This is a genomic window from Chitinophaga sp. (assembly GCF_035761305.1).
Taxonomy (GTDB): Bacteria; Bacteroidota; Bacteroidia; order Chitinophagales; family Chitinophagaceae; genus Chitinophaga.
Map to the genome: position 1 here is coordinate 1 of NZ_DASTRI010000056.1, position 21,765 is coordinate 21,765.

Annotated in this window: 23 protein-coding genes; 11 read left to right on the top strand and 12 right to left on the bottom strand. The window is 47.7% G+C overall.

Annotation, left to right across the window (positions count from 1 at the left end):
• A partial coding sequence (locus VFS25_RS05555; RefSeq protein ID WP_326461131.1) for a sigma-54 dependent transcriptional regulator occupies positions 1–1,055 on the top strand: 1,055 nt, incomplete at its 5' end.
• A 12-nt stretch (positions 1,056–1,067) separates the two neighbouring features.
• Here VFS25_RS05555 and chrA read toward each other — a convergent pair.
• From chrA to asnS, 4 genes are all read right to left on the bottom strand, one after another.
• Entirely contained in the window at positions 1,068–2,261 is a 1,194-nt protein-coding gene (gene chrA / locus VFS25_RS05560) for a chromate efflux transporter (protein WP_326461132.1), read from the bottom strand.
• A gap of 54 nt (positions 2,262–2,315) precedes the next feature.
• Positions 2,316–3,275, bottom strand: a complete 960-nt coding sequence (locus tag VFS25_RS05565) for an isopenicillin N synthase family dioxygenase (RefSeq protein ID WP_326461133.1) — start codon at positions 3,273–3,275, stop codon at positions 2,316–2,318.
• Between the two features lie 142 nt (positions 3,276–3,417).
• Positions 3,418–3,945, bottom strand: coding sequence for a biopolymer transporter ExbD (locus VFS25_RS05570; RefSeq protein ID WP_326461134.1), 528 nt, complete (start codon positions 3,943–3,945; stop codon positions 3,418–3,420).
• Positions 3,946–4,093: 148 nt separating this feature from the next.
• A complete protein-coding gene (asnS, locus tag VFS25_RS05575; RefSeq protein ID WP_326461135.1) occupies positions 4,094–5,530 on the bottom strand; it encodes an asparagine--tRNA ligase in 1,437 nt (478 codons plus the stop codon).
• 511 nt (positions 5,531–6,041) lie between these two features.
• On the opposite strand from asnS, the gene rho reads away from it, so the two are divergent.
• A complete protein-coding gene (gene rho / locus VFS25_RS05580) occupies positions 6,042–7,733 on the top strand; it encodes a transcription termination factor Rho (RefSeq protein WP_414647701.1) in 1,692 nt (563 codons plus the stop codon).
• Between the two features lie 114 nt (positions 7,734–7,847).
• Here the strand turns inward: rho and VFS25_RS05585 are convergent, their stop codons facing one another.
• From VFS25_RS05585 to trmB, 8 genes are all read right to left on the bottom strand, one after another.
• Positions 7,848–8,021 (bottom strand): hypothetical protein, encoded by a 174-nt coding sequence (locus VFS25_RS05585; RefSeq protein ID WP_326461136.1) that lies wholly within the window; start codon positions 8,019–8,021, stop codon positions 7,848–7,850.
• 68 nt (positions 8,022–8,089) lie between these two features.
• On the bottom strand, positions 8,090–8,836 hold the full coding sequence (locus tag VFS25_RS05590) for a LytR/AlgR family response regulator transcription factor (RefSeq protein WP_326461137.1): 747 nt from the start codon (positions 8,834–8,836) through the stop codon (positions 8,090–8,092).
• 36 nt (positions 8,837–8,872) lie between these two features.
• Positions 8,873–10,951: a histidine kinase gene (locus VFS25_RS05595; protein WP_326461138.1), complete on the bottom strand. Its 2,079-nt coding sequence runs from the start codon at positions 10,949–10,951 to the stop codon at positions 8,873–8,875.
• A 16-nt stretch (positions 10,952–10,967) separates the two neighbouring features.
• Complete coding sequence (locus VFS25_RS05600; RefSeq protein ID WP_326461139.1) at positions 10,968–11,198, bottom strand: 4a-hydroxytetrahydrobiopterin dehydratase; 231 nt, start codon at positions 11,196–11,198, stop codon at positions 10,968–10,970.
• Positions 11,199–11,281: 83 nt separating this feature from the next.
• Positions 11,282–11,725 (bottom strand): IPExxxVDY family protein, encoded by a 444-nt coding sequence (locus VFS25_RS05605; protein WP_326461140.1) that lies wholly within the window; start codon positions 11,723–11,725, stop codon positions 11,282–11,284.
• A gap of 35 nt (positions 11,726–11,760) precedes the next feature.
• The gene (locus VFS25_RS05610; RefSeq protein ID WP_326461141.1) at positions 11,761–12,210 is read right to left on the bottom strand and encodes an MGMT family protein; all 450 of its coding nucleotides are present in this window, start codon (positions 12,208–12,210) and stop codon (positions 11,761–11,763) included.
• On the bottom strand, positions 12,134–12,337 hold the full coding sequence (locus VFS25_RS05615; RefSeq protein WP_326461142.1) for a DUF5522 domain-containing protein: 204 nt from the start codon (positions 12,335–12,337) through the stop codon (positions 12,134–12,136). The genes VFS25_RS05610 and VFS25_RS05615 overlap by 77 nt, the downstream gene beginning before the upstream one ends.
• Positions 12,312–13,016 (bottom strand): tRNA (guanosine(46)-N7)-methyltransferase TrmB, encoded by a 705-nt coding sequence (trmB, locus tag VFS25_RS05620; RefSeq protein WP_326461143.1) that lies wholly within the window; start codon positions 13,014–13,016, stop codon positions 12,312–12,314. The genes VFS25_RS05615 and trmB overlap by 26 nt, the downstream gene beginning before the upstream one ends.
• 486 nt (positions 13,017–13,502) lie before the next feature.
• On the opposite strand from trmB, the gene VFS25_RS05625 reads away from it, so the two are divergent.
• From VFS25_RS05625 to VFS25_RS25320, 9 genes are all read left to right on the top strand, one after another.
• The gene (locus VFS25_RS05625; RefSeq protein ID WP_029465139.1) at positions 13,503–13,970 is read left to right on the top strand and encodes an Lrp/AsnC ligand binding domain-containing protein; all 468 of its coding nucleotides are present in this window, start codon (positions 13,503–13,505) and stop codon (positions 13,968–13,970) included.
• 448 nt (positions 13,971–14,418) lie between these two features.
• On the top strand, positions 14,419–15,114 hold the full coding sequence (locus VFS25_RS05630) for a DUF4290 domain-containing protein (RefSeq protein WP_326461144.1): 696 nt from the start codon (positions 14,419–14,421) through the stop codon (positions 15,112–15,114).
• Positions 15,111–16,421, top strand: a complete 1,311-nt coding sequence (gene murA, locus VFS25_RS05635) for a UDP-N-acetylglucosamine 1-carboxyvinyltransferase (RefSeq protein WP_326461145.1) — start codon at positions 15,111–15,113, stop codon at positions 16,419–16,421. The genes VFS25_RS05630 and murA overlap by 4 nt, the downstream gene beginning before the upstream one ends.
• A 230-nt stretch (positions 16,422–16,651) precedes the next feature.
• Positions 16,652–17,212: a guanylate kinase gene (gene gmk, locus VFS25_RS05640; protein WP_326461146.1), complete on the top strand. Its 561-nt coding sequence runs from the start codon at positions 16,652–16,654 to the stop codon at positions 17,210–17,212.
• A 118-nt stretch (positions 17,213–17,330) separates the two neighbouring features.
• Positions 17,331–18,599, top strand: a complete 1,269-nt coding sequence (locus VFS25_RS05645) for a hemolysin family protein (protein ID WP_326461147.1) — start codon at positions 17,331–17,333, stop codon at positions 18,597–18,599.
• Positions 18,600–19,236: 637 nt separating this feature from the next.
• Complete coding sequence (tatC, locus tag VFS25_RS05650) at positions 19,237–20,106, top strand: twin-arginine translocase subunit TatC (RefSeq protein WP_326461148.1); 870 nt, start codon at positions 19,237–19,239, stop codon at positions 20,104–20,106.
• A 45-nt stretch (positions 20,107–20,151) separates the two neighbouring features.
• On the top strand, positions 20,152–20,589 hold the full coding sequence (gene rpiB / locus VFS25_RS05655; protein ID WP_326461149.1) for a ribose 5-phosphate isomerase B: 438 nt from the start codon (positions 20,152–20,154) through the stop codon (positions 20,587–20,589).
• 113 nt (positions 20,590–20,702) lie between these two features.
• Positions 20,703–21,635 (top strand): hypothetical protein, encoded by a 933-nt coding sequence (locus VFS25_RS05660; protein ID WP_326461150.1) that lies wholly within the window; start codon positions 20,703–20,705, stop codon positions 21,633–21,635.
• A partial coding sequence (locus VFS25_RS25320; protein ID WP_414647702.1) for a M28 family peptidase occupies positions 21,595–21,765 on the top strand: 171 nt, incomplete at its 3' end. The genes VFS25_RS05660 and VFS25_RS25320, both read left to right, overlap by 41 nt.

A 21,765-nucleotide genomic window follows, 5' to 3' on the forward strand; every position in this document is an offset into this window, starting at 1 on the left:
CTTTCGATTACATTACCAAAGGCGATGACAACAATAAAGTGCTGCCCCTGGTAGGTAAGGCAATGGATAAGGCATTGCTGCAGCTGCGGGTACGCGAGCTGGAGAGAAAAATAGGCGGTAAATATACTTTCGACAGCATTATTGGCCGCTCGCCGGCCATTAAAAGCGCCATAGATCTGGCAGCCAAAGTAGCGCCGGCGGATATTACCGTGCTGCTGCTGGGCGAAACCGGCGCGGGCAAGGAAGTATTTGCCCAGGCCATACACCAGGCCAGCAGGCGCCGGCAGCAGCCGTTTGTAGCGGTAAACTGCAGCGCTTTTGGCAAAGAGCTGCTGGAAAGTGAGCTTTTTGGCTATGTGGCAGGCGCTTTTACCGGCGCGCTGAAAGACCGTAAGGGCTTTTTTGAGGAGGCCCGCGGCGGTACCATTTTCCTGGATGAAATAGGCGAAATGCCCACAGCGCTGCAGGCCAAGCTGCTGCGGGTGCTGGAAACCCAGGAGTTTTACCGGGTAGGTGAGGCCGTGCCTACTAAAACGGATGTACGTATTATTGCAGCCACCAACCGTAACCTGGAAGCAGAGATCAGCAACGGGCATTTCCGTGCTGACCTGTTTTACCGGCTGTCGGCCTTCCAGGTGCAGCTGCCTTCCCTGAACCAGCGTAAGGAGGATATTGCCCCGCTGGCCGCCTGGTTCATACAGCAGCTGGCTCCCAAGCTGAACAAACGCATACAGGGTATGACGCCCGCCTTTTTACAGGCGTTGCAGCAGCATACCTGGAAGGGCAACATCCGCGAGCTGCGGAATGTAATAGAGCGTGCGGTTATACTAACGGAAACCGATACACTGGATATTGCCGCGCTGCCTTTTGACTTTTTATGGCAGCAGCCAAATGGGGAAGCAGCTGCTTTAAGCCTGGCCGGCATGGAAAAGCAGCATATCTTAAAAGTGCTGGCCTATACCGGCGGCAATAAAACCAAAGCAGCGGAGCTGCTGGATATAGGGTTAACCACGCTGTATAATAAAATAAAAGAGTATGGTATAGGCGACAGGTAAAAGCAGTGCCGCCTACAGCCACCATCCCAGCAGTAAGCAGGCCAGTACAATAAAAGGGGAGGGTACCTCCGTAAGGCATAATATGGCCAGTGTGACAGCCATAATCAGCAGGTTATACCACTGGGGGGTAATGGCCATGAACAGCATAATGGTAGCTGCCCACATTATGCCCACCACCACGGCATTAATGCCTTCCAGCGCACGGTAAATAACCACATATTTTTTCAGGTTATGCCATAAGGGGAAAAAGAACAGCACCAGCAGCAGGCTGGGTAAAAAAATAGCCACCGGCGCCAGCATGCAGCCCAGGAACTGGTAACCCATGCCCAGGTTGCGCATAACCATGCCGCCTACGTAGGCCGATATGGAAAAGGTGGGCCCGGGCAGGGCGCGCATGATACCGGCCCCTGTAAGCAGCTCATGGGAAGTCATGAACTGCGTTTTGGCGCGGGTAACATATTGCTCCAGCATCATGGCTATCAGCACATCGCCGCCGCCGAATACCAGGCTGCCAAAACGGTAAAAGTTCTCAAAAAGGTTAAAGGGCCTGCGCGTAATCCAGTTATGCTGGCGCGCCAGCTCAGAGAAAAAGCCGGCCAGGATAAACAGCAGCGCAAACAGCCACAGGTTGCTCCATTGCAGCTTGCGGGGAGCTTCGGTGGAACCGGGTATGCGTTTGTTGCTGAAATTGGAAACCACGCCGCCCAGTATAATAAGGCAGGGAAAGGTCCAGGGTGATTTCAGGAACAGGGAAGCCGACATGCACACCAGCATTATAAAAAAGGTGGCGGTGTTGCGTATGCTTATCTTATAAGCCCGCAGGCCGCCGTAAGCCAGGAAGCCTACCGCCATGGGCTGTACGAATTTAAAAATATCTACGTTCAGCGCCTTCTTATCAAAGTACTGCAATAAAAAGCTGAGGGAGCCCATAATCAGGCAGGCCGGTGTTATCCATATGAGCAGGGTCATAAAGGCCAGCGGCACCCCGCCCCGTTTATAGCCAATAAGGGTAAGCGTTTGCGTAGAGGAAGCGCCCGGCAGCAGCTGGCAGAAGGCGTTATATTCCATCAGCTCTTCTTCCGTAACATCTTTACGCTGCTGTACAAAGGTTTTGAGCATCATAGCCAGATGGCCCTGAGGGCCCCCGTATGCCGTAATACTGTGAAACAATACAGCCTTTAGAAAAGGTATATGACGTAGGAACACAGCCGGAAGTTAAAAACAAAATCTCAACATTCAGATTTCAAATAAGCTGAATGGTCATTTTTTTAATCCGATTTCCCTTAAACGCTCGTCCAGGTATTCGCCGGCGGTAACCGGCGCATATTCCTGCGGATGTTGCTCATCCACGCAGCTTTCCAGGCAATCCAGCCGCATGGCGGATTTAGGGTGCAGGAAAAAGGGAATGGAATAACGGCTGGTATGCCACATTTCCCGGGGCGGGTTAACCACGCGGTGGGTAGTGGATTTTAGGCGGTTATTGGTAAGGCGTTGCAGCATATCGCCCACATTTACAACAATCTGCTCCGGCAGGGAGGTTACGGGCACCCAGTTGTTTTGTTTGTCCAGTATCTGCAGCCCGTCTGCAGAAGCGCCAACCAGTAAGGTAATCAGGTTTATATCTTCATGCTGCTCCGCACGGATGGCCGATTTAGGCTCCTGTGTGATAGGCGGGTAATGAATGGCGCGTAAAATAGAATTGCCGTTGTGAATATGCTCATCAAAAAAAAGTTCATCCAGCCCAAGAAACAGGGCAATGGCGCGTAACAGGTATTGACCGCTTTTCTCAAAAGCACGGTAAGCTTTATGGAAAGTAGGCGTAAACTCCGGCACTTCTTTTACAAAAACATTGGGCGGGTATTCTTCTTTTACAGGATCATCATCTTCCACGGTTTGGCCAAACTGGAAAAACTCTTTAAGGTCCGGTGCATCAAAGCCTTTGGCATGCTCCTTTCCAAAAGAGGTGTAGCCGCGTTGCCCCGCCAGCTCGGGTATTTCATATTGATATTTGGTAGCAGCCGGTAATGCAAAAAATTGTTGTACGTATTTATACAGGTCGGCAATCAATGCATCGGGAATGCCGTGATTTTTTACCGCTACAAAACCTACTTCTTCATATGCTTTTCCCAGTGCCTGTACAAAATCTGCCTTGCTTTTGGCGTCGCCTGAGGTAAAAGCGGCCAGGTCCACAACAGGGATAGAATGGGTGATAGTTGCCATAATGGTTTATTTAGGATAAATAAAGTTACCGTAAAAATGTAAGATCGTGAACTAATGACAGCAATAAAAAGCCCTCCGTAAAGCATTAAAGCTAACGGAGGGCGGGCTAACAGGTATGGAGATATTAAATGGCGGACGGAAGCTATTGAAGAAACCCTTTTTCCTGTGCTGTAATGTCTACTATTGCGTAACGGTCCACATCGTTAATAAGCATTTCATCCATAATATCCACTACATTCCTGTAATTGGCAGCGCTGTCTGCTTTTATCAATACCATCAGCTCATTCCTACGATATTTTTGCATTACCTGCAGGCGCTTCTTACGTATTACATCGCCAATGCCCTGGTGCATGGCAAAGCTGCTGTACTGTACCTGCGGCGGGTGGGCCGGGTCGTTACCGATGCCTTCGTACCAGGCTATCCGGTTATTGCCGCCTAACATAATGGTGAGCGCCTTACTGTCGGCCAGCTTCATAGAGTCACCGTCTGCACGCGGCATCGCAAAGTCCATAGCTTTGGGTTGCGCCAGGCTGGTGGCTAACATAAAAAAGGTAATGAGTAAAAAGCCCAGGTCTACCATAGGCGTCATGTCTACCCGGGTAGAGCGCACTTTACGGTGTGCCTTTCCCTGGCCGCGGCCGGGAGAGGATGCGGTGTTAATTTCTGCCATACAACAACGATTTATATATTAGGAATGGATGAGCGCTTTACTGTTATATAGATGCGCCTGTTAAATAAATCCATAAAAAAAGTTCGCCATTTACTGTCTTGCGTAAACTGTAAATGGCGAACTGTATATAAACCGCTGCGCGGCGTTGTTAAAACTCAGCGTTTTTAGGTGTTCTGGGAAAAGGTATTACATCGCGGATGTTGCCCATACCGGTTACAAACAGCACCAGCCTTTCAAAGCCCAGTCCAAAGCCGGCATGCGGGCAGGTGCCAAAGCGGCGGGTGTCCAGGTACCAGTTCAGCTCTTCTACCGGCAGGTGCAGCTCCTGCATGCGTTGTACCAGCTTGTCATAGTTTTCCTCCCTTTGTGAGCCGCCCACTATCTCCCCAATGCCAGGAAACAGGATGTCCATAGCACGTACGGTTTTTCCATCCTCATTCTGCTTCATATAAAAAGCCTTAATGGCTTTGGGATAGTCGGTGAGTATTACCGGTTTTTTAAAATGCTTTTCCACCAGGTAGCGCTCATGCTCGCTTTGCAGGTCGGCGCCCCAATCTTCAATCAGGTACTGGAATTTCTTGTTCTTATTGGGCTTGCTGTTTTTCAGGATATCAATGGCCGCTGTATAGGTAAGGCGCATAAATTCGTTGTTCAGCACAAACTCCAGTTTTTCCAGCAGGCCCATGTCGCTGCGTTCCTGCTGTGGCTTTTGCTTTTCTTCCTCTGCCAGGCGCTGGGCTAAAAATTCAAGGTCTTCACGGTTATGCTCCAATGCATACCCGATTACGTATTTAATAAAAGCCTCGGCCAGGTTCATATTATCTTCCAGGTCGTAGAACGCCATTTCAGGTTCTATCATCCAAAACTCCGCCAGGTGGCGGGCTGTATTGGAATTTTCTGCCCGGAAAGTAGGGCCAAAAGTATAAATATCTCCAAAGGCCATGGCGCCCAGCTCGCCTTCCAGCTGGCCGGAAACAGTGAGGTTGGTGGGGCGGCCAAAGAAATCTTCTTTAAAATCAATATCACCCTCCGGAGTACTGGGCGGGTTTTTCAGGTCCAGCGTGGTTACGCGGAACATTTCACCGGCGCCCTCTGCATCGGAAGCGGTAATAATAGGCGTATGCAGGTATACAAAACCTCTTTCATTGAAGAAACGGTGTACGGCAAAGGCCAAAGCGTGGCGTACCCGGAACACTGCCCCGAAGGTGTTGGTGCGGAAACGCAGGTGCGCTATTTCGCGCAGGTATTCCAGACTGGGGCGGTTTTTTAGCTGCAGCGGGTACTTTTCAGGATCGCAGTCGCCCAGTACTGTTATCTCCCGGGCTTTTACCTCCACCCGCTGTCCTTTGCCCAGGGAGGCAATTACCTCTCCCTTTACGCTGATGGCAGCGCCGGTGGTAAAGCGTTTCAGCAGGGCCGGATCGGTAGCGGGATCTATTACAACCTGCAGGTTATTATTGGTAGAGCCGTCGTTTAAGGCAATAAACTGGTTGTTACGGAATGACCGTATCCAACCTTTTACCGTTACGTCGTATTGTACCTTTTCATCGGACAATATTTGCTTGACTTTCACTCTTTGGCTCATAATTTGATTTTTAGGACTGCAAAAATAAGGGTTAAACGTCATAGTCCATAGCCCCGGCAGGGTAAGTCCGCCTGAACAGGCCCTGCACAATTAGCATAAAAAAATGTTAAATCTGTATAGTATGCAAAAAACAATGCCTGGGGCTGCCTAAAAAGGAGCGGGCCCCGAAAGGGGCCACTGTTATGATTTATAGAGAGGTAAAATGTCTTGTACCCTGCCATGGGCAATGATCTTTGGGGAGTGCAGGCATTCAAAAATTTTTGGATAATAGTAAAAGTTGTATTAATCTTGCAGTTATTATCTGTCTGATCAAGTTTTTTATTTCCATCTTCATCAGCAGTTCCTGAACTCAGCAATCCCTATCAGATTTAATAACCAAATTAAATTTATTGGACTCAAAAAAACAATTATTTGTAATTGGTGTATGTTGGTATGTAGTGGTACCCGCCTAAACACACTCCTAAAAATTTGACAACACACGATGATGTACGACATCTTACAATTGAACGACATGCTCGTTCCTGAGCTGCTTGACATTGCAGAGAAACTCGATGTGACCAACGCAAAGAAACTTAGCAAACAGGACCTCATCTACAAAATCCTGGACAAGCAGGCAGTGATGGCCTCTGAAGGTAACCCGGCCAACGGCGAAGAGAAAAAAACACGTAAACGGAAACCAGCTAAAAAAGAAGAAGAAGAAACTCACATTGCTGAAGAACCTGCTGCCGCAGAAGAAAAACCAGCAAAACGCGGCAGAAAAGCCGGTGCTAAAGCAAAAGGCGCTGACCATGATGATCATGACGAAGAACCGCCTGTTAAAACAGAAACTCCGAAATCAAAAGTTAAAGATTTTGATATAGATCTCGATAGCATTCCTTCCCTTACTTTTGACGATGATGATGACATAGTGCTGCCGGCTTTTACAGAAGATGAAGCAGCCGAAGAAGAGCCAGTGCCCGTAGAGGAAGAGGAAGCAGAGGAGGACGATGACGATTTTGTACTGCCGGATGAAACCCTTTTCACCAGCCCGGCCAAACAACCGCAGCCGCAGCGTTTTCCCAAAAAAGAACCCGCATTCAATATTGAGTTTGACGGTATAATTTTAAGCGAAGGCGTGCTGGAAATGATGCCGGACGGCTATGGCTTCCTGCGCTCTTCCGACTACAACTACCTCAGCTCCCCGGATGATATTTATGTTTCTCCCTCACAGATAAAACTGTTCGGCTTAAAAACCGGCGATACGGTAAAAGGCTCTGTACGCCCGCCTAAGGAAGGAGAAAAATACTTTGCCTTGTTAAAGGTGGAAACCATTAACGGCAAGTCGCCGGAAGAAGTGCGCGACCGCGTACCTTTCGATTACCTTACGCCGCTGTTTCCCTTTGAGAAGCTGCGGTTAACCACCACCTCCAACAACTACTCTACCCGCATAATGGATATGTTTACCCCCATTGGTAAAGGCCAGCGCGGACTTATAGTAGCGCAGCCTAAAGTGGGTAAAACCATGCTGCTGAAAGAAGTGGCCAACGCTATAGCTACCAATCACCCGGAAGTGTACCTGATGGTGGTGCTGATAGATGAACGCCCGGAAGAAGTAACCGATATGGAACGCAGCGTAAAGGCGGAAGTAATTGCCTCTACCTTTGACGAACCTGCGGAAAAGCACGTAAAAGTATCTGCCATTGCCCTGCAAAAAGCAAAACGTTTGGTAGAATGCGGGCACGATGTAGTGATACTGCTGGATTCCATCACCCGTTTGGCGCGCGCCCACAACACCGTGGCGCCGGCATCCGGTAAGGTATTGAGCGGTGGTGTGGAAGCCAACGCCATGCAAAAGCCCAAACAGTTCTTTGGCGCTGCCCGTAAAATAGAAAACGGCGGTTCCTTAACCATACTGGCTACAGCTTTGATTGACACCGGCTCCAAAATGGACGAAGTGATCTTTGAAGAATTTAAAGGTACCGGTAACATGGAGCTGCAGCTGGATCGTAAGCTGGCCAACAGGCGCGTATTCCCGGCAATTGATGTAACGGCCTCCTCTACACGCCGTGATGAGCTGCTGCTGGAAAAAGATATGCTGAAACGTATTTACATACTGCGTAACCACCTGGCGGATATGAATACGGAAGAATCCATGAACTTTATGCTGCAGCACATGCGCGGCACCAAGAACAATGAGGAATTCCTTATATCCATGAACGGGTAAGCATAAAAACATTCATATAAATAAAGAGGCTGCATCATTGATACAGCCTCTTTTTATTTAGCTGAAAACAGCTAAGTGCTAAGCAGTTTTCAGCGCCTGTGTGTATGTTATTTATCAGTACCTTTTTTTCTGCTGCCCGGGTGCAAAGGGTTTGGCCGATTTTGTTCCGTAAATCTTTTTAGCCTGGCCTGGCGGCAACCTGTTCGGGTCCCGGGTAGTAACACAGCTGCTGAATAGTATGCCCGCAGCCAGTATTCCACAGCATAGCTGTAAAACGCGATTTTTCATGGTGGTGTTTTTACGCAGTACGGCTAAAATATTGCCAAATATTTATAGTTAAGGTATTAAATGCGCCGTTAGCGGCACAGGCTTATCAGGTCTTTTTTACGGCGCTCTGTTATTTCCAGCTGTACGCCGCTGTTTAGCAGTATATGGTGGCTGTCCTGCATAATGCGGCTAATATGGGAAAGCTGCACCATCTGGGTATTGTTTACCTGGTAAAAACGCAACGGTATAAACAGGTCGGCATAATGGCGGAAGCTGCGTTCCGCCTGGTATGTGCTGCCATCTTCCAGGTAAAAGGTACAGTAGTCTGTGCCGGACTCCAGGTATTCGATGTCAGTGGTGCAAATGGTGGTTTCAGCGCCATTGGCCAGTGGCAGCAGCAGGTTCCAGTTAGCCTGCCTGCCGTTATTAAAGTTGTCAAGCAGTACACGGTAACGGTTTTTGCTTACCTGCGCGTTAATGCGTTGTGATACCGTTTGCACGGCCTGCAGCAGGCTTTCCTTGTCAATGGGTTTTAAAATAATCTCCACTTCGCTGAAGCGGATGGCGTGCAGGAATTTTTTTTCAAACGCCGTTACAAATACTGCTTCAAAAGCAGCATCGTCCTGGGTACCCTGCAGCACGTCAAACCCGGTACCGTCGGGCATTTCCAGGTCAAGAAACACCAGCTCGGGCTGGTGCTGGGTTATTTTGCGGATGCCGTCTGCACAGTCAGACGCAGTATCGGCAATCTTTACTTCCGGGCAGTATTTACCCAGCATCAGGGCTATAATATCCCGGCTGTTGCGTTCATCATCAATAATAATTGCTTTTATCATATGTTGCAATAAGGGGTCTGCTCTAAAAAAAGTCGGCTACAGCTGCGGTATCAGTATTCTTACAACGGTACCGCTTTCTGTAAAGTTACGTCCGGATTTGTCGATTACCTCTATATGAATATCTGTATTATACATTTTGTTCAATAACTCCGCCCGGTTTGAGCTGATCTCCATACCGGACGACTGGTGATGTTTGGGCAATGTACGCAGCTCTTTGGAACGGGCAATGCCAATACCGTTATCCTCAATAATACATTCCAGTATGTCGCCGGCCAGCTGCTGAAAGCGTATGATCAGGTGCCCGATGGGTTGGTTGGGATTGGTCATGCCATATTTCACGGCGTTTTCCACGTAAGGCTGCAGCAGCATGGCTGGTATTTCCAGCTCCGTAGTGGCTATCGCCGGATCTACCCTTATGTCGTACTCCATTTTATTCTCAAAACGCATTTTTTCCAGGCCCAGGTATGTATTAAGGTAGGTGATCTCGTCTGTTAAAGTAATAAAATTACGCCGGGAAAAATCCAGTGTTTTGCGAATGAGATAAGAGAAATCGGACAAATATTTCTGCGCATATTCATAGTCGCGCTGCATTACAAATAACTGGATAGAATTCAGGCAGTTAAAAATAAAATGCGGGTTTATCTGCGCCCGTATGGCCTTCAGCTCAATTTCGGTGAGCTTTTTATCATATTCGATATTCAGCTGTATCTGCCGCTGTTCTTCCAGCTCCTGTTTTTTGCGCAGTATTTCAGAGGTTTGCTCTTTTACCAGCTCCTCCAGCTGCTCATTGAGCTTGCGCTGCAGCTCCTTGTTCTTGTTCAGCTGTTTAATAAGCATTTCCTGGGTTTTGGTGCGCTCATGGTGCACCAGCTTATTACGATAGCTAAGCCCCGCCAGGAAAAAGGTGGCCTGCAGGAATACGCCGGTGATCATGGGCATGGTAGGGGCAGAGAGGGTGCTCAGCGCATTTACAAAGCCCAAAGGTTTTATTTGCAGCACAAAGCCCAGCAGGCTGGCAACATAATAGCACAGGGAGCCAAACAGGAAAAAACGTACCAGCGGGTGGTGGCGGGAACGTTTGGCCAGCGCCAGGTATATTACCAGCTGCGGCAGCAGTAAAACCAGGTACAGGTAGCTGTAAATAACGCCGGGTATATGATACTGCTGCTGTGTTATGCAAAAGAAGAAAATAATAATGATGCCGCCGGTGCAGGCTGCGGCAAAGGTAAATATACGCTCCATGTAGGGGTACCTTTCCTTCAGGTTCAGGAAGGCATTGCCAAACAGCAGGTACATCAGGTAAAAGCAAAAGAGCAGGGCAAGCGTGTCCCAGTAATACTTGAGCATGGGCCAGCGGTGAAAAACAGACAGCTGGTAGGGCTTGTTTTCCAGCCGCAGGGCAAAGAAAAATATAAGGCCCAGGATGTAGGCGGCAAAGTACAGGTAGGAGCGGTCCGGCAGCTGAATATAATTAATGATGGCAATGGTCAGAAATACCAGCAGCATGCCCAGCAGCACCTGTATTACAACGGCCTGTGACCGGTAGGTGTTGATTTGGCGGTTGCGGAACCGCTCGTACTGCAGCGCATTATACAGCATGGGCATCAGCGCATTTTCATTAAAGGACCTGTTAATGATATGCAGCAGAAAAGTACGGGTTTGGCCTGCAGGCACTGTTACAGGAAATGCATAATGGTCCCACCGTTTAACATTACCGTTGTCCTGCATTAAGCCGGTTTGCACCAACAGCTGGTAACGGCCCCCGCTGCCGGCATACCAGTACATAAAGTCGTGCCAGCCCGCAAAAAAGGTAAGGCTGCTGTCTGTAGTGCCGGTGTTGCGTATGGTAAATTTCAGCCAGCAGTTGTGCGTTTGTTCATTGTTTCTCGGTTTCGGATGAAATAACCGCTCCTGGCGCGTAAATGTTTGCTGGTTAATTCGTGAGAGGGAAAGAGGGGTACCGGATGCATCCAGGCTGGAAATATAAGGGCGCAGGTCAATGCTGGCAGGCGGCGCCCCCATATCTATTGATAAAGTATCTTCAGTGGGTGGTTGGGCATAAATGCCGGCGGAATAGCAAATGAGCAACAATAATAAATAACAGATCCGCTTCACAGGTATTAATATAAGTTTATAACAAGCCGTCAATGATTTTTGCCAGCCGGTGATCTTTTTCCGTTACTACATCGCCTGCATCATGTGTGCTCAGGTATATTTCCACCTTATTGTAAACATTGGTCCAGTAAGGATGGTGATCCATCTTTTCTGCTGCCAGTGCTACTTTGGTCATAAAGGCAAAGGCTGCTTTAAAGTCGCTGAACTCAAAAGAACGGTGTAGCTGGTTGTTCTTTTCTTCCCACATAAAATAGGTTTAATGTTTAAACATATAAATGTACAGAGCTGGTAACGGGAATACCTAAACGGTTTACTGTCCTTTTTGTCTACTTAAAATATAAGGTTCACCTTATGCTTAATTTCTCTCAGGTCTAATAAAGATACCAATTGTACCAGCTCTACACGGCGTAATTCCTCTGTTAGCTTTTTAACATCCTGCGGCTGGTAGTAATCGCCTTTAATCAGCCACAGGTAATCAATATTTTTTAGTTCCGGCAGCAAAAATTCTGCCTTGCAATGATTGTTATAAAGGTAATGTGCAACAGACTTGGTGGGCTCCTGGTATTCAAACACCGTAAAGTAAAAAGCGCGCTGATGCTTGGTGAGCTTTATTTCCAGTGAATTATTTACCCGGAAAAGGTAATGGAGCTGCTTGTTTATTTGCCAGCACAGCTGGTAGTCACGGCCGGAAGATACAATACCTACCAGGTGGGTACTGTCAAAGAAGTCTTCAACCAGCTGATCTTGATCCAGTTTTAGTTTTAATGCCGACATAAATAATCATTCAGGATAACGGGCCGTGGTAATTATTAACTGCTGTTACGCTTGTTTGTTTTTGTTCGCTGTTTTACGGTTTGTCCCTTTCCGGTTACCGGGTCCCAAAATACGGTTTTAAAATCTTGTATTTTATCTTTCTTTATAATTATTCCTTCCTGCTCCAGCAGCTCCTGCATAAGGGTAGGGGTAGCAAAATGATCTTTGCCGCTTAACACGCCGCTGCTGTTCACTACACGGTGGGCAGGTATGGGCGGTTTAGCCGTATGGGCGGCATACATGGCCCAGCCTACCATGCGTGCGGTTATACGCAGGCCGGAGGCTTCTGCCAGCGCGCCATAAGAGGTTACGCGGCCTTTGGGTATTTGCCGTACCAGCTCGTATACCCGTGGAAAAAAAGAAAAGGTATCAGCTGGTTCCTTCCTGCTGCTGCTTTTGGCGGGCGGCAAGGAGGGCGGTTCTTTTGGGTTCCGGGACTTTTTCATAATCAAAAGGGCAGTGTTTACAGCCATTGCCGCAACAATATCCCCGGTTCAGGTGATACTGTGCAGTAAATACCATATAGCCGTGTTCGTTATAGTAAAAGTCAATATGCTCCTTCAGCGGCTGCATCAGCGGGTAACTTTATTTCGCGCCAGTTAATGGGTGTGGCCGGCAGGCGGAAACGCAGGTAGCGGATGGTGCGTCCATTGCTCAGGTGCATACCTTCATAATAGGTTTTTATCTGTAACAACGCAGGCACTTCCGGTAGCGCATATACGTTGGCAATATCTTCCAGGGTTTCACAGCCGCAGGCCGCAATTACTTCCTTTGTAAAAGCATACAGCTCAGGGCTGTCTGTTTTCAGGTGAATGGTGGCCCCTGGCGCCAGCAAAGGCTGGTACAGCTGCAGGAACTTGGGATGCGTTAACCGCTTTTTGGCTTTTGACTGCCGCAGGAACGGGTCGGGGAAGGTGATCCAGATGTCGTTGATCTCGCCCGGGGCAAAATACCGGTCCAGCTTATCTATTTGTGTGCGCAGGAAGGCCACATTGGGCAGCGGCTCCTCCAGGGCGGTTTTGGCGCCCCGCCATATGCGGTTGCCTTTCAGGTCAACCCCCAGGAAGTTACGTTCCGGGAAGCGCCGGGCCAACGCCAGGGTATAATCGCCTTTGCCGCAGGCCAGCTCCAGTGTAAGCGGTTGCCGGTTGCCGAAAAAGCCGGCCCATTTACCGGGCATGCCTTCCGGGTATATCAGCACATTCGGAAAAGTTTCAATCTCAGCAAAGCGTTGCAGTTTCTTTTGTCCCATTTGCAGCAAAAATATTTCATTTTACGCGTAAAATGCAGGGAGAACGCGGGGTGTTGAAAATTAGGCTGACTTTTAAAGTCAGAAAGATGAATTGATTATCAACTAAATAAAAAAAGGTGTATCATTAATGATTATGATACACCTTTTAAACGCTGTAGGAGAAGGATTCGAACCTTCACGGGGCGGTTAGCCTTAGCACAAATAAGATTAGTGGTCAACCCATTATGCTACGTTTATCCCGGACTCCCCACCCTCGAGACAAGAGGGCATGTCTGCCAATTCCATCACCCCACAGTATAGTGGCCATTTGTTTCGGAAGGCGTTGGTTACTTTTTAACCTGCTTGTTTTCCGTTTCAAACTTTCAATGATGCAAATCTAAACAGGACGGGTATTTTTTGCAAATTTTTTAAGAAAAATTTTTGAAATTTCGATATTTTTTAAATATTTGCAAGGGTATTTAAAACAATCAAAAACAAATTGTCAAAATGAGCCACAATTTGAATATTGACAAACTTGATCTTCAGATCATCAGTGAAATGATGAATAACGCGGAGATCTCCTACGCCGACCTCGGGAAGAAATTGTTTGTTTCCGGTGGTACGATCCACGTAAGGATGAAGAAACTACAAGAACTGGGTATCGTTAAAGGTACTAAATTACATGTAGATTTAAAAATGATCGGTTACGACGTGATAGCTTTTATTGGTATTTATCTCGAAAAAAGCTCAATGTATGATACCGTTGCCAAAGAGCTGCGTAAAATACCGGAAATGGTGCGCCTGAATTATACAACCGGCAGCTACAGCATGTTTGCGGAGATTATTTGTAAAGATATTACACAGCTGCGCCGGATCCTGCACGATGAGCTGCAGAAGATCAAAGGCATTGAAAGAACGGAAACCCTGATTTCGCTGGAAGAAAGTTTTTACCGTACTATTAATGTGGTGGAGTAGGTTCTGATTCCGTTATGAAAAACGTTGTGAAATTTAACTGATAGGCTGAACCATTCCTGTGTTACACTGTAGGCAAGCGTATATACGTTACATTATTGCGTGGGCATGCGCCAGGCATCATAAAGTACAACAGGCGCAAACCGTTACTCATTCACAAAACGTTGCGGCAAATGGGCGCCGGCCGCCGGTTTTCCGGGCAGGCACCGGGCAGTAAGGTGTTTATACCGGTAAGCAGCAGGCCGCCGCAGCGGCTGCCGGCATTGGCATGCCCGCGTAGCACTAAAATGGCAGGTATATTGTAAAATATATTTGAGGTTTTTTTACTAAGTTTGCAGTTACGGTTACTTCACAGCAAAGTACACTATGTTCCTTACTTTGTTTCTTCCCGTAAAGTTGACTTAGCAATCCGTAAAACTTATTGTTTTTTAAATTTCAGACAATTCATATAATGGAATACAATACCACCCGTAATCATTTAATTATGAAGGAGTACGGCAGGAATATTCAGAAAATGATCGAGTACCTGCTGAGCATTGAGGACAGAGAGCAGCGCCAGGGACAGGCTATGGCCCTGATAGAGCTGATGGGTACGTTAAACCCCCACCTGAGGAACGTGGAAGATTTCCGCCATAAGCTGTGGGACCACCTGTTCCTGATCTCCGATTTTAAGCTGGATGTAGAATCCCCCTATCCCATACCCACCCGGGAAACTTTAAAGTATAAGCCCGAAAAGCTGCCCTATCCTAAAAAATATCCCAAGCTGCGGCACTTTGGCAAAAACCTGGAAATGGTGATAGATAAAGCCCTGCATGAGGAAAACCCCGAAAAAAAGGAAGGCTTTACCCAATGCATTGGCAACTATATGAAGCTGGCCTACAGCAACTGGCATAAGGAAAGTGTACATGATGACGCCATACGTTCCGAGCTGGGAACTATTACCGACGGGCAGCTGGAATACCATGCCGGCGCCGGTGGCAGTACTGCCGCCAGCTTTAGTGCCGGAGGCGGCAACGAGTTCCCGCGCAATACCGGCAGCGGCGGCGCCAAACGCAAGTCGTTCCAGCAAAACAAATTCAAAAGCAATAACGGCAAAGCCGGTAAGCACAGCAGTAACAAGTACAATAATAAAAACAGGAACAAGTGAGCAGTGCTTTTGAAGTAAGGGGCGGTAACCGCCTTAAAGGGGAAATTGTGCCCCAGGGAGCCAAAAACGAAGCATTACAGATCATCAGCGCGGTATTACTTACGCCGGAAACAGTAACCATCAGCAACATCCCGGATATACTGGATGTAAACCTGCTGATAGAGCTGCTGGCAGATATAGGAGTGCAGGTAAACCGCACTTCGCGGGACACCTGTGAATTTACCGCCGCCAATATAGATATGGCGTACCTGCAAAGCCCGGAGTTTAAAAAGAAATCCGGCCGGCTCAGGGGCTCTGTAATGATTGCCGGCCCGTTGCTGGCCCGCTACGGCAAAGCTTACATACCCAAGCCCGGCGGCGATAAAATAGGCCGCCGCCGCCTGGACACTCATATTATTGGTTTTGAAAAGCTGGGCGTACAGTTCGTGTACGATACAGACGATAATTTTTTCCGCCTGGAAGCCACCGCAGGCTTAAAAGGCGCTTATATGCTGCTGGACGAGCCCTCCGTAACCGGCACCGCCAACATTATTATGGCCGCGGTAATGGCGCAGGGCACCACCACTATTTATAATGCCGCCTGCGAACCCTATATACAGCAGCTGTGCAAAATGCTGAACAGCATGGGCGCCCGTATCAGCGGGGTAGGCTCCAACCTCATTTCCATTGAGGGCGTAACCTCCCTGAAAGGCTGCAGCCACAGCATGCTGCCGGATATGATCGAGATCGGCTCTTTTATAGGGCTGGCTGCCATGACGCAGAGCGAGATCACCATCCGCAATGCCGGGGTGGAGCACCTGGGCATTATCCCTGAAAAATTCCGCCAGCTGGGCATTCAGCTGGAGCTGAAAGGCAACGACATTTATATTCCTGCACAGGAGTACTACGAAATACAAACCTTCCTGGACGGATCTATTCTAACGGTATACGACCATCCCTGGCCGGGCTTTACCCCCGATCTGCTGAGCATTGTGCTGGTAGTGGCCACCCAGGCCAGGGGCAGTGTAATGATACACCAGAAAATGTTCGAGAGCCGCCTGTTCTTCGTGGATAAGCTCATTGATATGGGCGCCCAGATTGTGCTGTGCGACCCCCACCGTGCCGTAGTGATAGGCCTGGGCCGGGAACATTCCCTGCGGGGCATTACCATGTCATCGCCCGACATACGCGCCGGGGTGGCCCTGCTGATAGCCGCGTTGAGCGCAGAAGGCAAAAGCACCATCCAGAACATTGAACAGATAGACCGCGGCTACCAGTATATTGACGAAAGGTTAAGACGGCTGGGAGCCGATATTAAACGCGTATAGCATTCAATTACGAATTGAGAATGCAGCGAAGATTTATCCGGACTATGAATAATGATGGCCACTTTATGAGGCATGCCGTTGAAAATGATTGCGAACACAAATACCTCCTTTACCTGCTGGTAAATGTGAGCATACCACCGAAAACTATTATTGGCTATGAATAATTACGATTATTGAATAAATTAAACAATTCCTGAAATTCGTAATTAAATAATTCGTAATTCATCTTGATGGATCACAAAATCATCATCATCACTGCTCCCTCGGGCGCAGGGAAAACCACTATTGTAAAAAGATTGTTAGCAGAGCTGCCGCAGCTCGCATTCTCTATTTCCGCCAGTACCCGTACACCCCGGGGAAATGAAGTGCATGGGCGGGATTACTATTTCCTGAGCACCGATGAATTTCACCATAAAATTGAGGAGAACGCCTTTGCAGAATATGAAATGGTGTATGTAGGCAAATACTATGGCACCCTTAAAAGTGAGCTGCAGCGCATCTGGGACCTGGGAAAGGTGCCGATGGTGGATATTGACGTAAAAGGCGCCCTTTCCATCAAAGAAAAATACCAGGACGCCGCCCTTACCATTTTTATACAGCCACCCTCCCTGGAGGCGTTGCGCGAACGCCTCAGCGAGCGGGGAACGGAAACACAGGCCTCCCTGGAGGAGCGCCTGGCCAAAGCCCGCTACGAGCTTTCTTTTGCCACGGAATTTGATGAAATTGTGCTGAACGATGAGCTGGAGAAAGCGTATGCGAAAGTAAAAGCATTGGTACTAAGCTTTATATAACCCTGGCCTGGTACAACACTTTCCCTCAGAAAACCGCCTGCCGGAGCTTTGCCAGTTGATGCGCATACATTTTGCTATTGCATCATTCGCAATTGTGTAAAATCTTATATTTGTTAAAATGGACAGTTATACTACCCTTATATTGGTTGGCCTGGTGCTGCTGGCCGGTTTTTTTGCAGGTATGGAAACTGCTTTTGCCAATGTAAATAAGCTCAGTATAGAGCTTAAGAAAAAGCAGGGCAGGGCTACCGGCAGAATCCTGGCTACCTTTAATGAAAACCCGGCCCGTTTCCTGGCTACCAGCCTGTTGGGCCTGGGCATTGTGCTGGTGATATACGGGATCATGTTTGCCGGCATTTTCCAGCCTTTGTGGGAAGCCACCGTTACCCCGGCTAAAAGCGCCAGCTACCAGCCGGTGCTGCTGTTCATGGAAATAATTGTAGCCACATTTGTGGTGCTTTTCCTGGGCTTTTTTATACCCCGCGCCGTGTTCCGCTCCCGGCCCGAAGGGCTGCTGAGCTTTTTTGCCCTGCCTATTTCCATTATATCCAAGCCTTTATATGTAATCGGCAACCTATTGGTATCTATTTCTGAATGGATATTGAAATACCTGTTCAATGTAAGGATCATGGAAAACCGCCCGTCTTTTGTGCGGGTGGATGTTGAGCATTTCACACGCCAGTCGCAGCAGCACTTTGCGGAAAGCCAGGAGCTGAATACAGAGCTGTTTGAAAACGCCCTTTCCCTGGCCAACGTAAAGATCCGCGGCTGCCTGATACCCCGTAAGGAAATTGAGGCCCTGGACATTAGCAGCCCCATTACAGCCGCGCGGAGCAAGTTCATGGAAACCAAGCTGTCGAAAATTATCATTTACGAACACACTATTGATAATATACTGGGCTACATTCACCAGCTGGATATGTTCAAGAACCCGGCAGATATTCCGGCCATTATACATCCTATTATGGTGGTGCCCGAAACCATGAGCGCCATAGACCTGCTGAGCAAGTTCAATAAAGAGCGTAAAAGCATTGCCTGGGTGGTAGATGAATTTGGCGGCACGGCAGGCATCGTAACTATTGAGGATGTGCTGGAAGAAATTTTCGGGGAAATAAAAGATGAACATGACGTGGAGGAGTTTGTGGAAAAACAGATTGCGGAAAAAGAATATATCTTCTCCGGCCGCCTGGAGCTGGATTACCTGAATGAGCGCTATGGGTTTGATTTTCCCGAGGATGAAAGCGAAACCCTCTCCGGCTATATTATTAATCACCACGAAACTATTCCCAAGCTAAAGGAGCGGATTATTATTGACGACTATGAGTTTGATGTGCTGAACGTAACAGATACCCGCATAGAAATGGTGAAAATGAAAATTTTATCGTAGCGGTATCTCCGGGCAGGGAAAGAGTTTAGCAGAAATAAACAATTCTCCTGTAAAAGAAAAAGAACCAACTCTTGACATTGTTTGTTTTTTTTTAATATATTTGCAGTGTGATAGGGAAAGCCTGTGAAAACGATTCGGTGGAAATATTTTGCTAAATCGTTTTAAAAAAAAGTACTGGAATTTAATACGGATTTTATACATTTGCTAAAGACGATGTAACACTATTATTTGATTTTTGTTAAAGGGTTGTAAAAAATATTGTTATACCGTTGATAATAAAATAATTCTTTCTATTTTTGTGATAGAAAATTTAGACGCAACCAGAGATAATACTTATTTTGAAAGCTTGCCATCAATCGAATAAGCAGCAGATCTGGAAGCAGAAGACATTCTCGAATTCAACTTTTTTGGGGTTAACAAACAATGGATGAAAGGCCGGCTCTTGATTCTTCTTGGGCTGGCTCTTTTTTTGTACCTGTACCAACGCGCTTGTGTAGCACACCTATACCTCCCTGCTTATTTCCGTTCAATGCGTTAAAACCTCCTTCATCTAATTTTTACTTCTTGCTTATTGCCCTTTCTATATATTTGTGATCTTGATTTTAGATTCATTCTACACTGATCTACTTTTGATACAATGTTTAAGAAGATTTTTGCGAATAATAATGAAAAGGCAGAAATGTCCTTTTTCGATCACCTGGAGGACCTGCGCTGGCACATTATCAGATCAGTGGTGGCCATTTTGGTGTTTAGCATCATTGGCTTTGTTTACACCAAGGAAATACTGGATAATGTGATCTTTGGTCCTACCAATCCGAATTTCCCCTCCTACGTACTCATGTGTAAATTCGGCCATCTTGTAGGCCTGGGCGATAAAATGTGTATTACACCGGTAAAGGTGCAGTTCCAGAATTTTAAAATGGCCGGTCAGATTATGCTGCAGTTTAAGCTGGCGTTTATACTGGGCCTGGTGCTGGCTTTCCCCTACATTTGCTGGGAGCTCTGGCGTTTTATTAAACCCGCTTTAAAAGAGCGCGAGCTGAAAGGCGCCAGGGGCATTATCTTCTGGGTATCTTTCCAGTTCTTTTTAGGAGTAGCATTCAGCTACTTCCTGATGGCCCCCTTTACCATTAACTTCCTGGCTGGCTATACGGTAACCGATAAAGCGGTGAACCAGTTCTTCATGGACGATTATTTTTCTTTAATGACGCAGATCATACTGGGTATGGGTGTGTTGTTTGAGCTGCCTATCCTGGTATTCTTCCTTACTAAAATAGGGCTGCTAACGCCCGATTTCATGCGTTCTTACCGCCGCCATGCCATAGTAGTAATACTGGTGCTGGCTGCTGTTATTACGCCGCCGGACGTGGTAGACCAGCTGATTGTGTTTACACCGCTGTATTTGCTGTACGAAATCAGTATCTTTATATCCAAGAAAGCATTGAAGGGAATGGACGACACCGACCGTGCATTAGTAGTAAAAGAAGAGGAAGAAGAATGGTCTTAGTGATTAAAAAGAAAAACTGATATGCACTATCCTGCGTTATTTAACATGTCATTACCCGTAGCAGTAGGTTCCGACCATGCCGGGTTTGATTATAAAGAAGAAATTATCTCTTACCTGGAAGCAAAAGGATTGCAGGTAAAAGATTTTGGCGCTCATTCGAAAGATTCGGCCGACTACCCCGACTATGCGCACCCGGTAGCCACGGCAGTAGAAAGGGAAGAAGTAGCTTTTGGTGTGCTGATATGCGGCAGCGCCAACGGAGTGGCCATTACCGCCAATAAGCACCAGGGCGTACGCGCAGCCATTTGCTGGGGCGAGGAGCTGGCCAGGCTGGCCCGCGGGCATAATGAGGCCAACATTATTTGTATACCCGCCAGGTTTGTAGATACCAGCGTTGCCAAACAAATGGTGGAAGTATTTATAAACACACCGTTTGAAGGTGGCCGCCACGAGAACAGGGTACGCAAGATCGCCTGTTTGTAAACACGCAAATTGAAATAATTTATTTAGTCATAAGCCGGGAAGAGAATGCCATCTTCCCGGCTTTTTTTAACCAATATCTATTCAGCTTCAGTTTTCATAATAATGCTACAACTATGAAACTACATATACTTCTGGCCATCGGCTTATGCAGCAGCATAAGTGTATGGGCGCAGCACGATGAGCATATTGCCACGCCAAAAGGCCAGCCTGCCGTGGCGGCCCGGTTTGGCGAAGGAATTACGCCCGGCGCCGTAAAACAGCAGCTGGAGGTAGTGGCCGGCGCTGCTATGCAGGGCCGTGAAACAGCCACAGAAGGGCAGCAGCGGGCTGCCGGCTATATTATATCGCAGTTCAGCAAAGCTGGGTTGCAGCCAGGCGCCCAGGGCCGGTGGGAGCAATATTTTTACCTGTACCAGGACACGCTGACCGCCGGTAAAATAGTGCTGGACGGGCATACCTATAACTTTGGAAAAGATTACTACAGCAGCCTGTATGCCTGCCAGGATCAGCAGCTAAAAGCTTCCAGGGTAATTTTTGCAGGGTATGGTATTCGTACAGATACGTATAATGATTACGCCAACCTGGATGTAACCGGGCAGGTAGTGTTGCTGCTGCCCGGCGAGCCGCATAAGAACGATACTACTTTCCTGCTTACCGAAACCCGCCGGCCTTCTGTTTGGGGAGGCATCAGCAAAAAGCTTACAGAGCTGATGGAGCAAAAGCCCGCTGCAGTACTGGTGGTGAATGAAGGCGCTGCCCGCATGGAAAAAGTGAGCGGCAGCAATTTGTATAAAACGCCCACTTACATGCGTAAGCCCCAACAGGCAGCAGCCTATACTAGCAATGTATACTATATTTCCCCGGAAATGGCGGCCGGCTTGTTAGGCATTAAAGACGCCGGTACACTGCTGGAGTCTGCTACGGCCGATAAGCTAAAGCCCCGCGTAGTTAAAAAGCCGGTGCAGGTATTGTTTAAGAAAGAGGTAAAGCAGCTGCGCTCCAGCAATGTGCTGGGCTACCTGGAGGGTACGGATAAAAAAAAATGAGCTGGTATTTGTTACAGCGCACTATGATCATTTGGGCCAGCGCGGCGATGAAATATTTTATGGCGCAGATGACGACGGTTCCGGCACATCGGCAGTAATGGAAATAGCCGCTGCTTTTGGCAGGGCGGTA

Excerpts from the sequence above, each read along its gene's own strand:
- VFS25_RS05565 (WP_326461133.1), bottom strand. The coding sequence starts at position 3,275 with ATGGCAACTATCACCCATTCTATCCCTGTTGTGGACCTGGCCGCTTTT.
- VFS25_RS05570 (WP_326461134.1), bottom strand. The coding sequence starts at position 3,945 with ATGGCAGAAATTAACACCGCATCCTCTCCCGGCCGCGGCCAGGGAAAG.
- asnS (WP_326461135.1), bottom strand. The coding sequence starts at position 5,530 with ATGAGCCAAAGAGTGAAAGTCAAGCAAATATTGTCCGATGAAAAGGTA.
- rho (WP_414647701.1), top strand. The coding sequence starts at position 6,042 with ATGCTCGTTCCTGAGCTGCTTGACATTGCAGAGAAACTCGATGTGACC.
- VFS25_RS05585 (WP_326461136.1), bottom strand. The coding sequence starts at position 8,021 with ATGAAAAATCGCGTTTTACAGCTATGCTGTGGAATACTGGCTGCGGGC.
- VFS25_RS05590 (WP_326461137.1), bottom strand. The coding sequence starts at position 8,836 with ATGATAAAAGCAATTATTATTGATGATGAACGCAACAGCCGGGATATT.
- VFS25_RS05600 (WP_326461139.1), bottom strand. The coding sequence starts at position 11,198 with ATGTGGGAAGAAAAGAACAACCAGCTACACCGTTCTTTTGAGTTCAGC.
- VFS25_RS05605 (WP_326461140.1), bottom strand. The coding sequence starts at position 11,725 with ATGTCGGCATTAAAACTAAAACTGGATCAAGATCAGCTGGTTGAAGAC.
- VFS25_RS05610 (WP_326461141.1), bottom strand. The coding sequence starts at position 12,210 with ATGAAAAAGTCCCGGAACCCAAAAGAACCGCCCTCCTTGCCGCCCGCC.
- VFS25_RS05615 (WP_326461142.1), bottom strand. The coding sequence starts at position 12,337 with ATGCAGCCGCTGAAGGAGCATATTGACTTTTACTATAACGAACACGGC.
- trmB (WP_326461143.1), bottom strand. The coding sequence starts at position 13,016 with ATGGGACAAAAGAAACTGCAACGCTTTGCTGAGATTGAAACTTTTCCG.
- VFS25_RS05625 (WP_029465139.1), top strand. The coding sequence starts at position 13,503 with ATGAGCCACAATTTGAATATTGACAAACTTGATCTTCAGATCATCAGT.
- VFS25_RS05630 (WP_326461144.1), top strand. The coding sequence starts at position 14,419 with ATGGAATACAATACCACCCGTAATCATTTAATTATGAAGGAGTACGGC.
- gmk (WP_326461146.1), top strand. The coding sequence starts at position 16,652 with ATGGATCACAAAATCATCATCATCACTGCTCCCTCGGGCGCAGGGAAA.
- VFS25_RS05645 (WP_326461147.1), top strand. The coding sequence starts at position 17,331 with ATGGACAGTTATACTACCCTTATATTGGTTGGCCTGGTGCTGCTGGCC.
- tatC (WP_326461148.1), top strand. The coding sequence starts at position 19,237 with ATGTTTAAGAAGATTTTTGCGAATAATAATGAAAAGGCAGAAATGTCC.
- rpiB (WP_326461149.1), top strand. The coding sequence starts at position 20,152 with ATGTCATTACCCGTAGCAGTAGGTTCCGACCATGCCGGGTTTGATTAT.
- VFS25_RS05660 (WP_326461150.1), top strand. The coding sequence starts at position 20,703 with ATGAAACTACATATACTTCTGGCCATCGGCTTATGCAGCAGCATAAGT.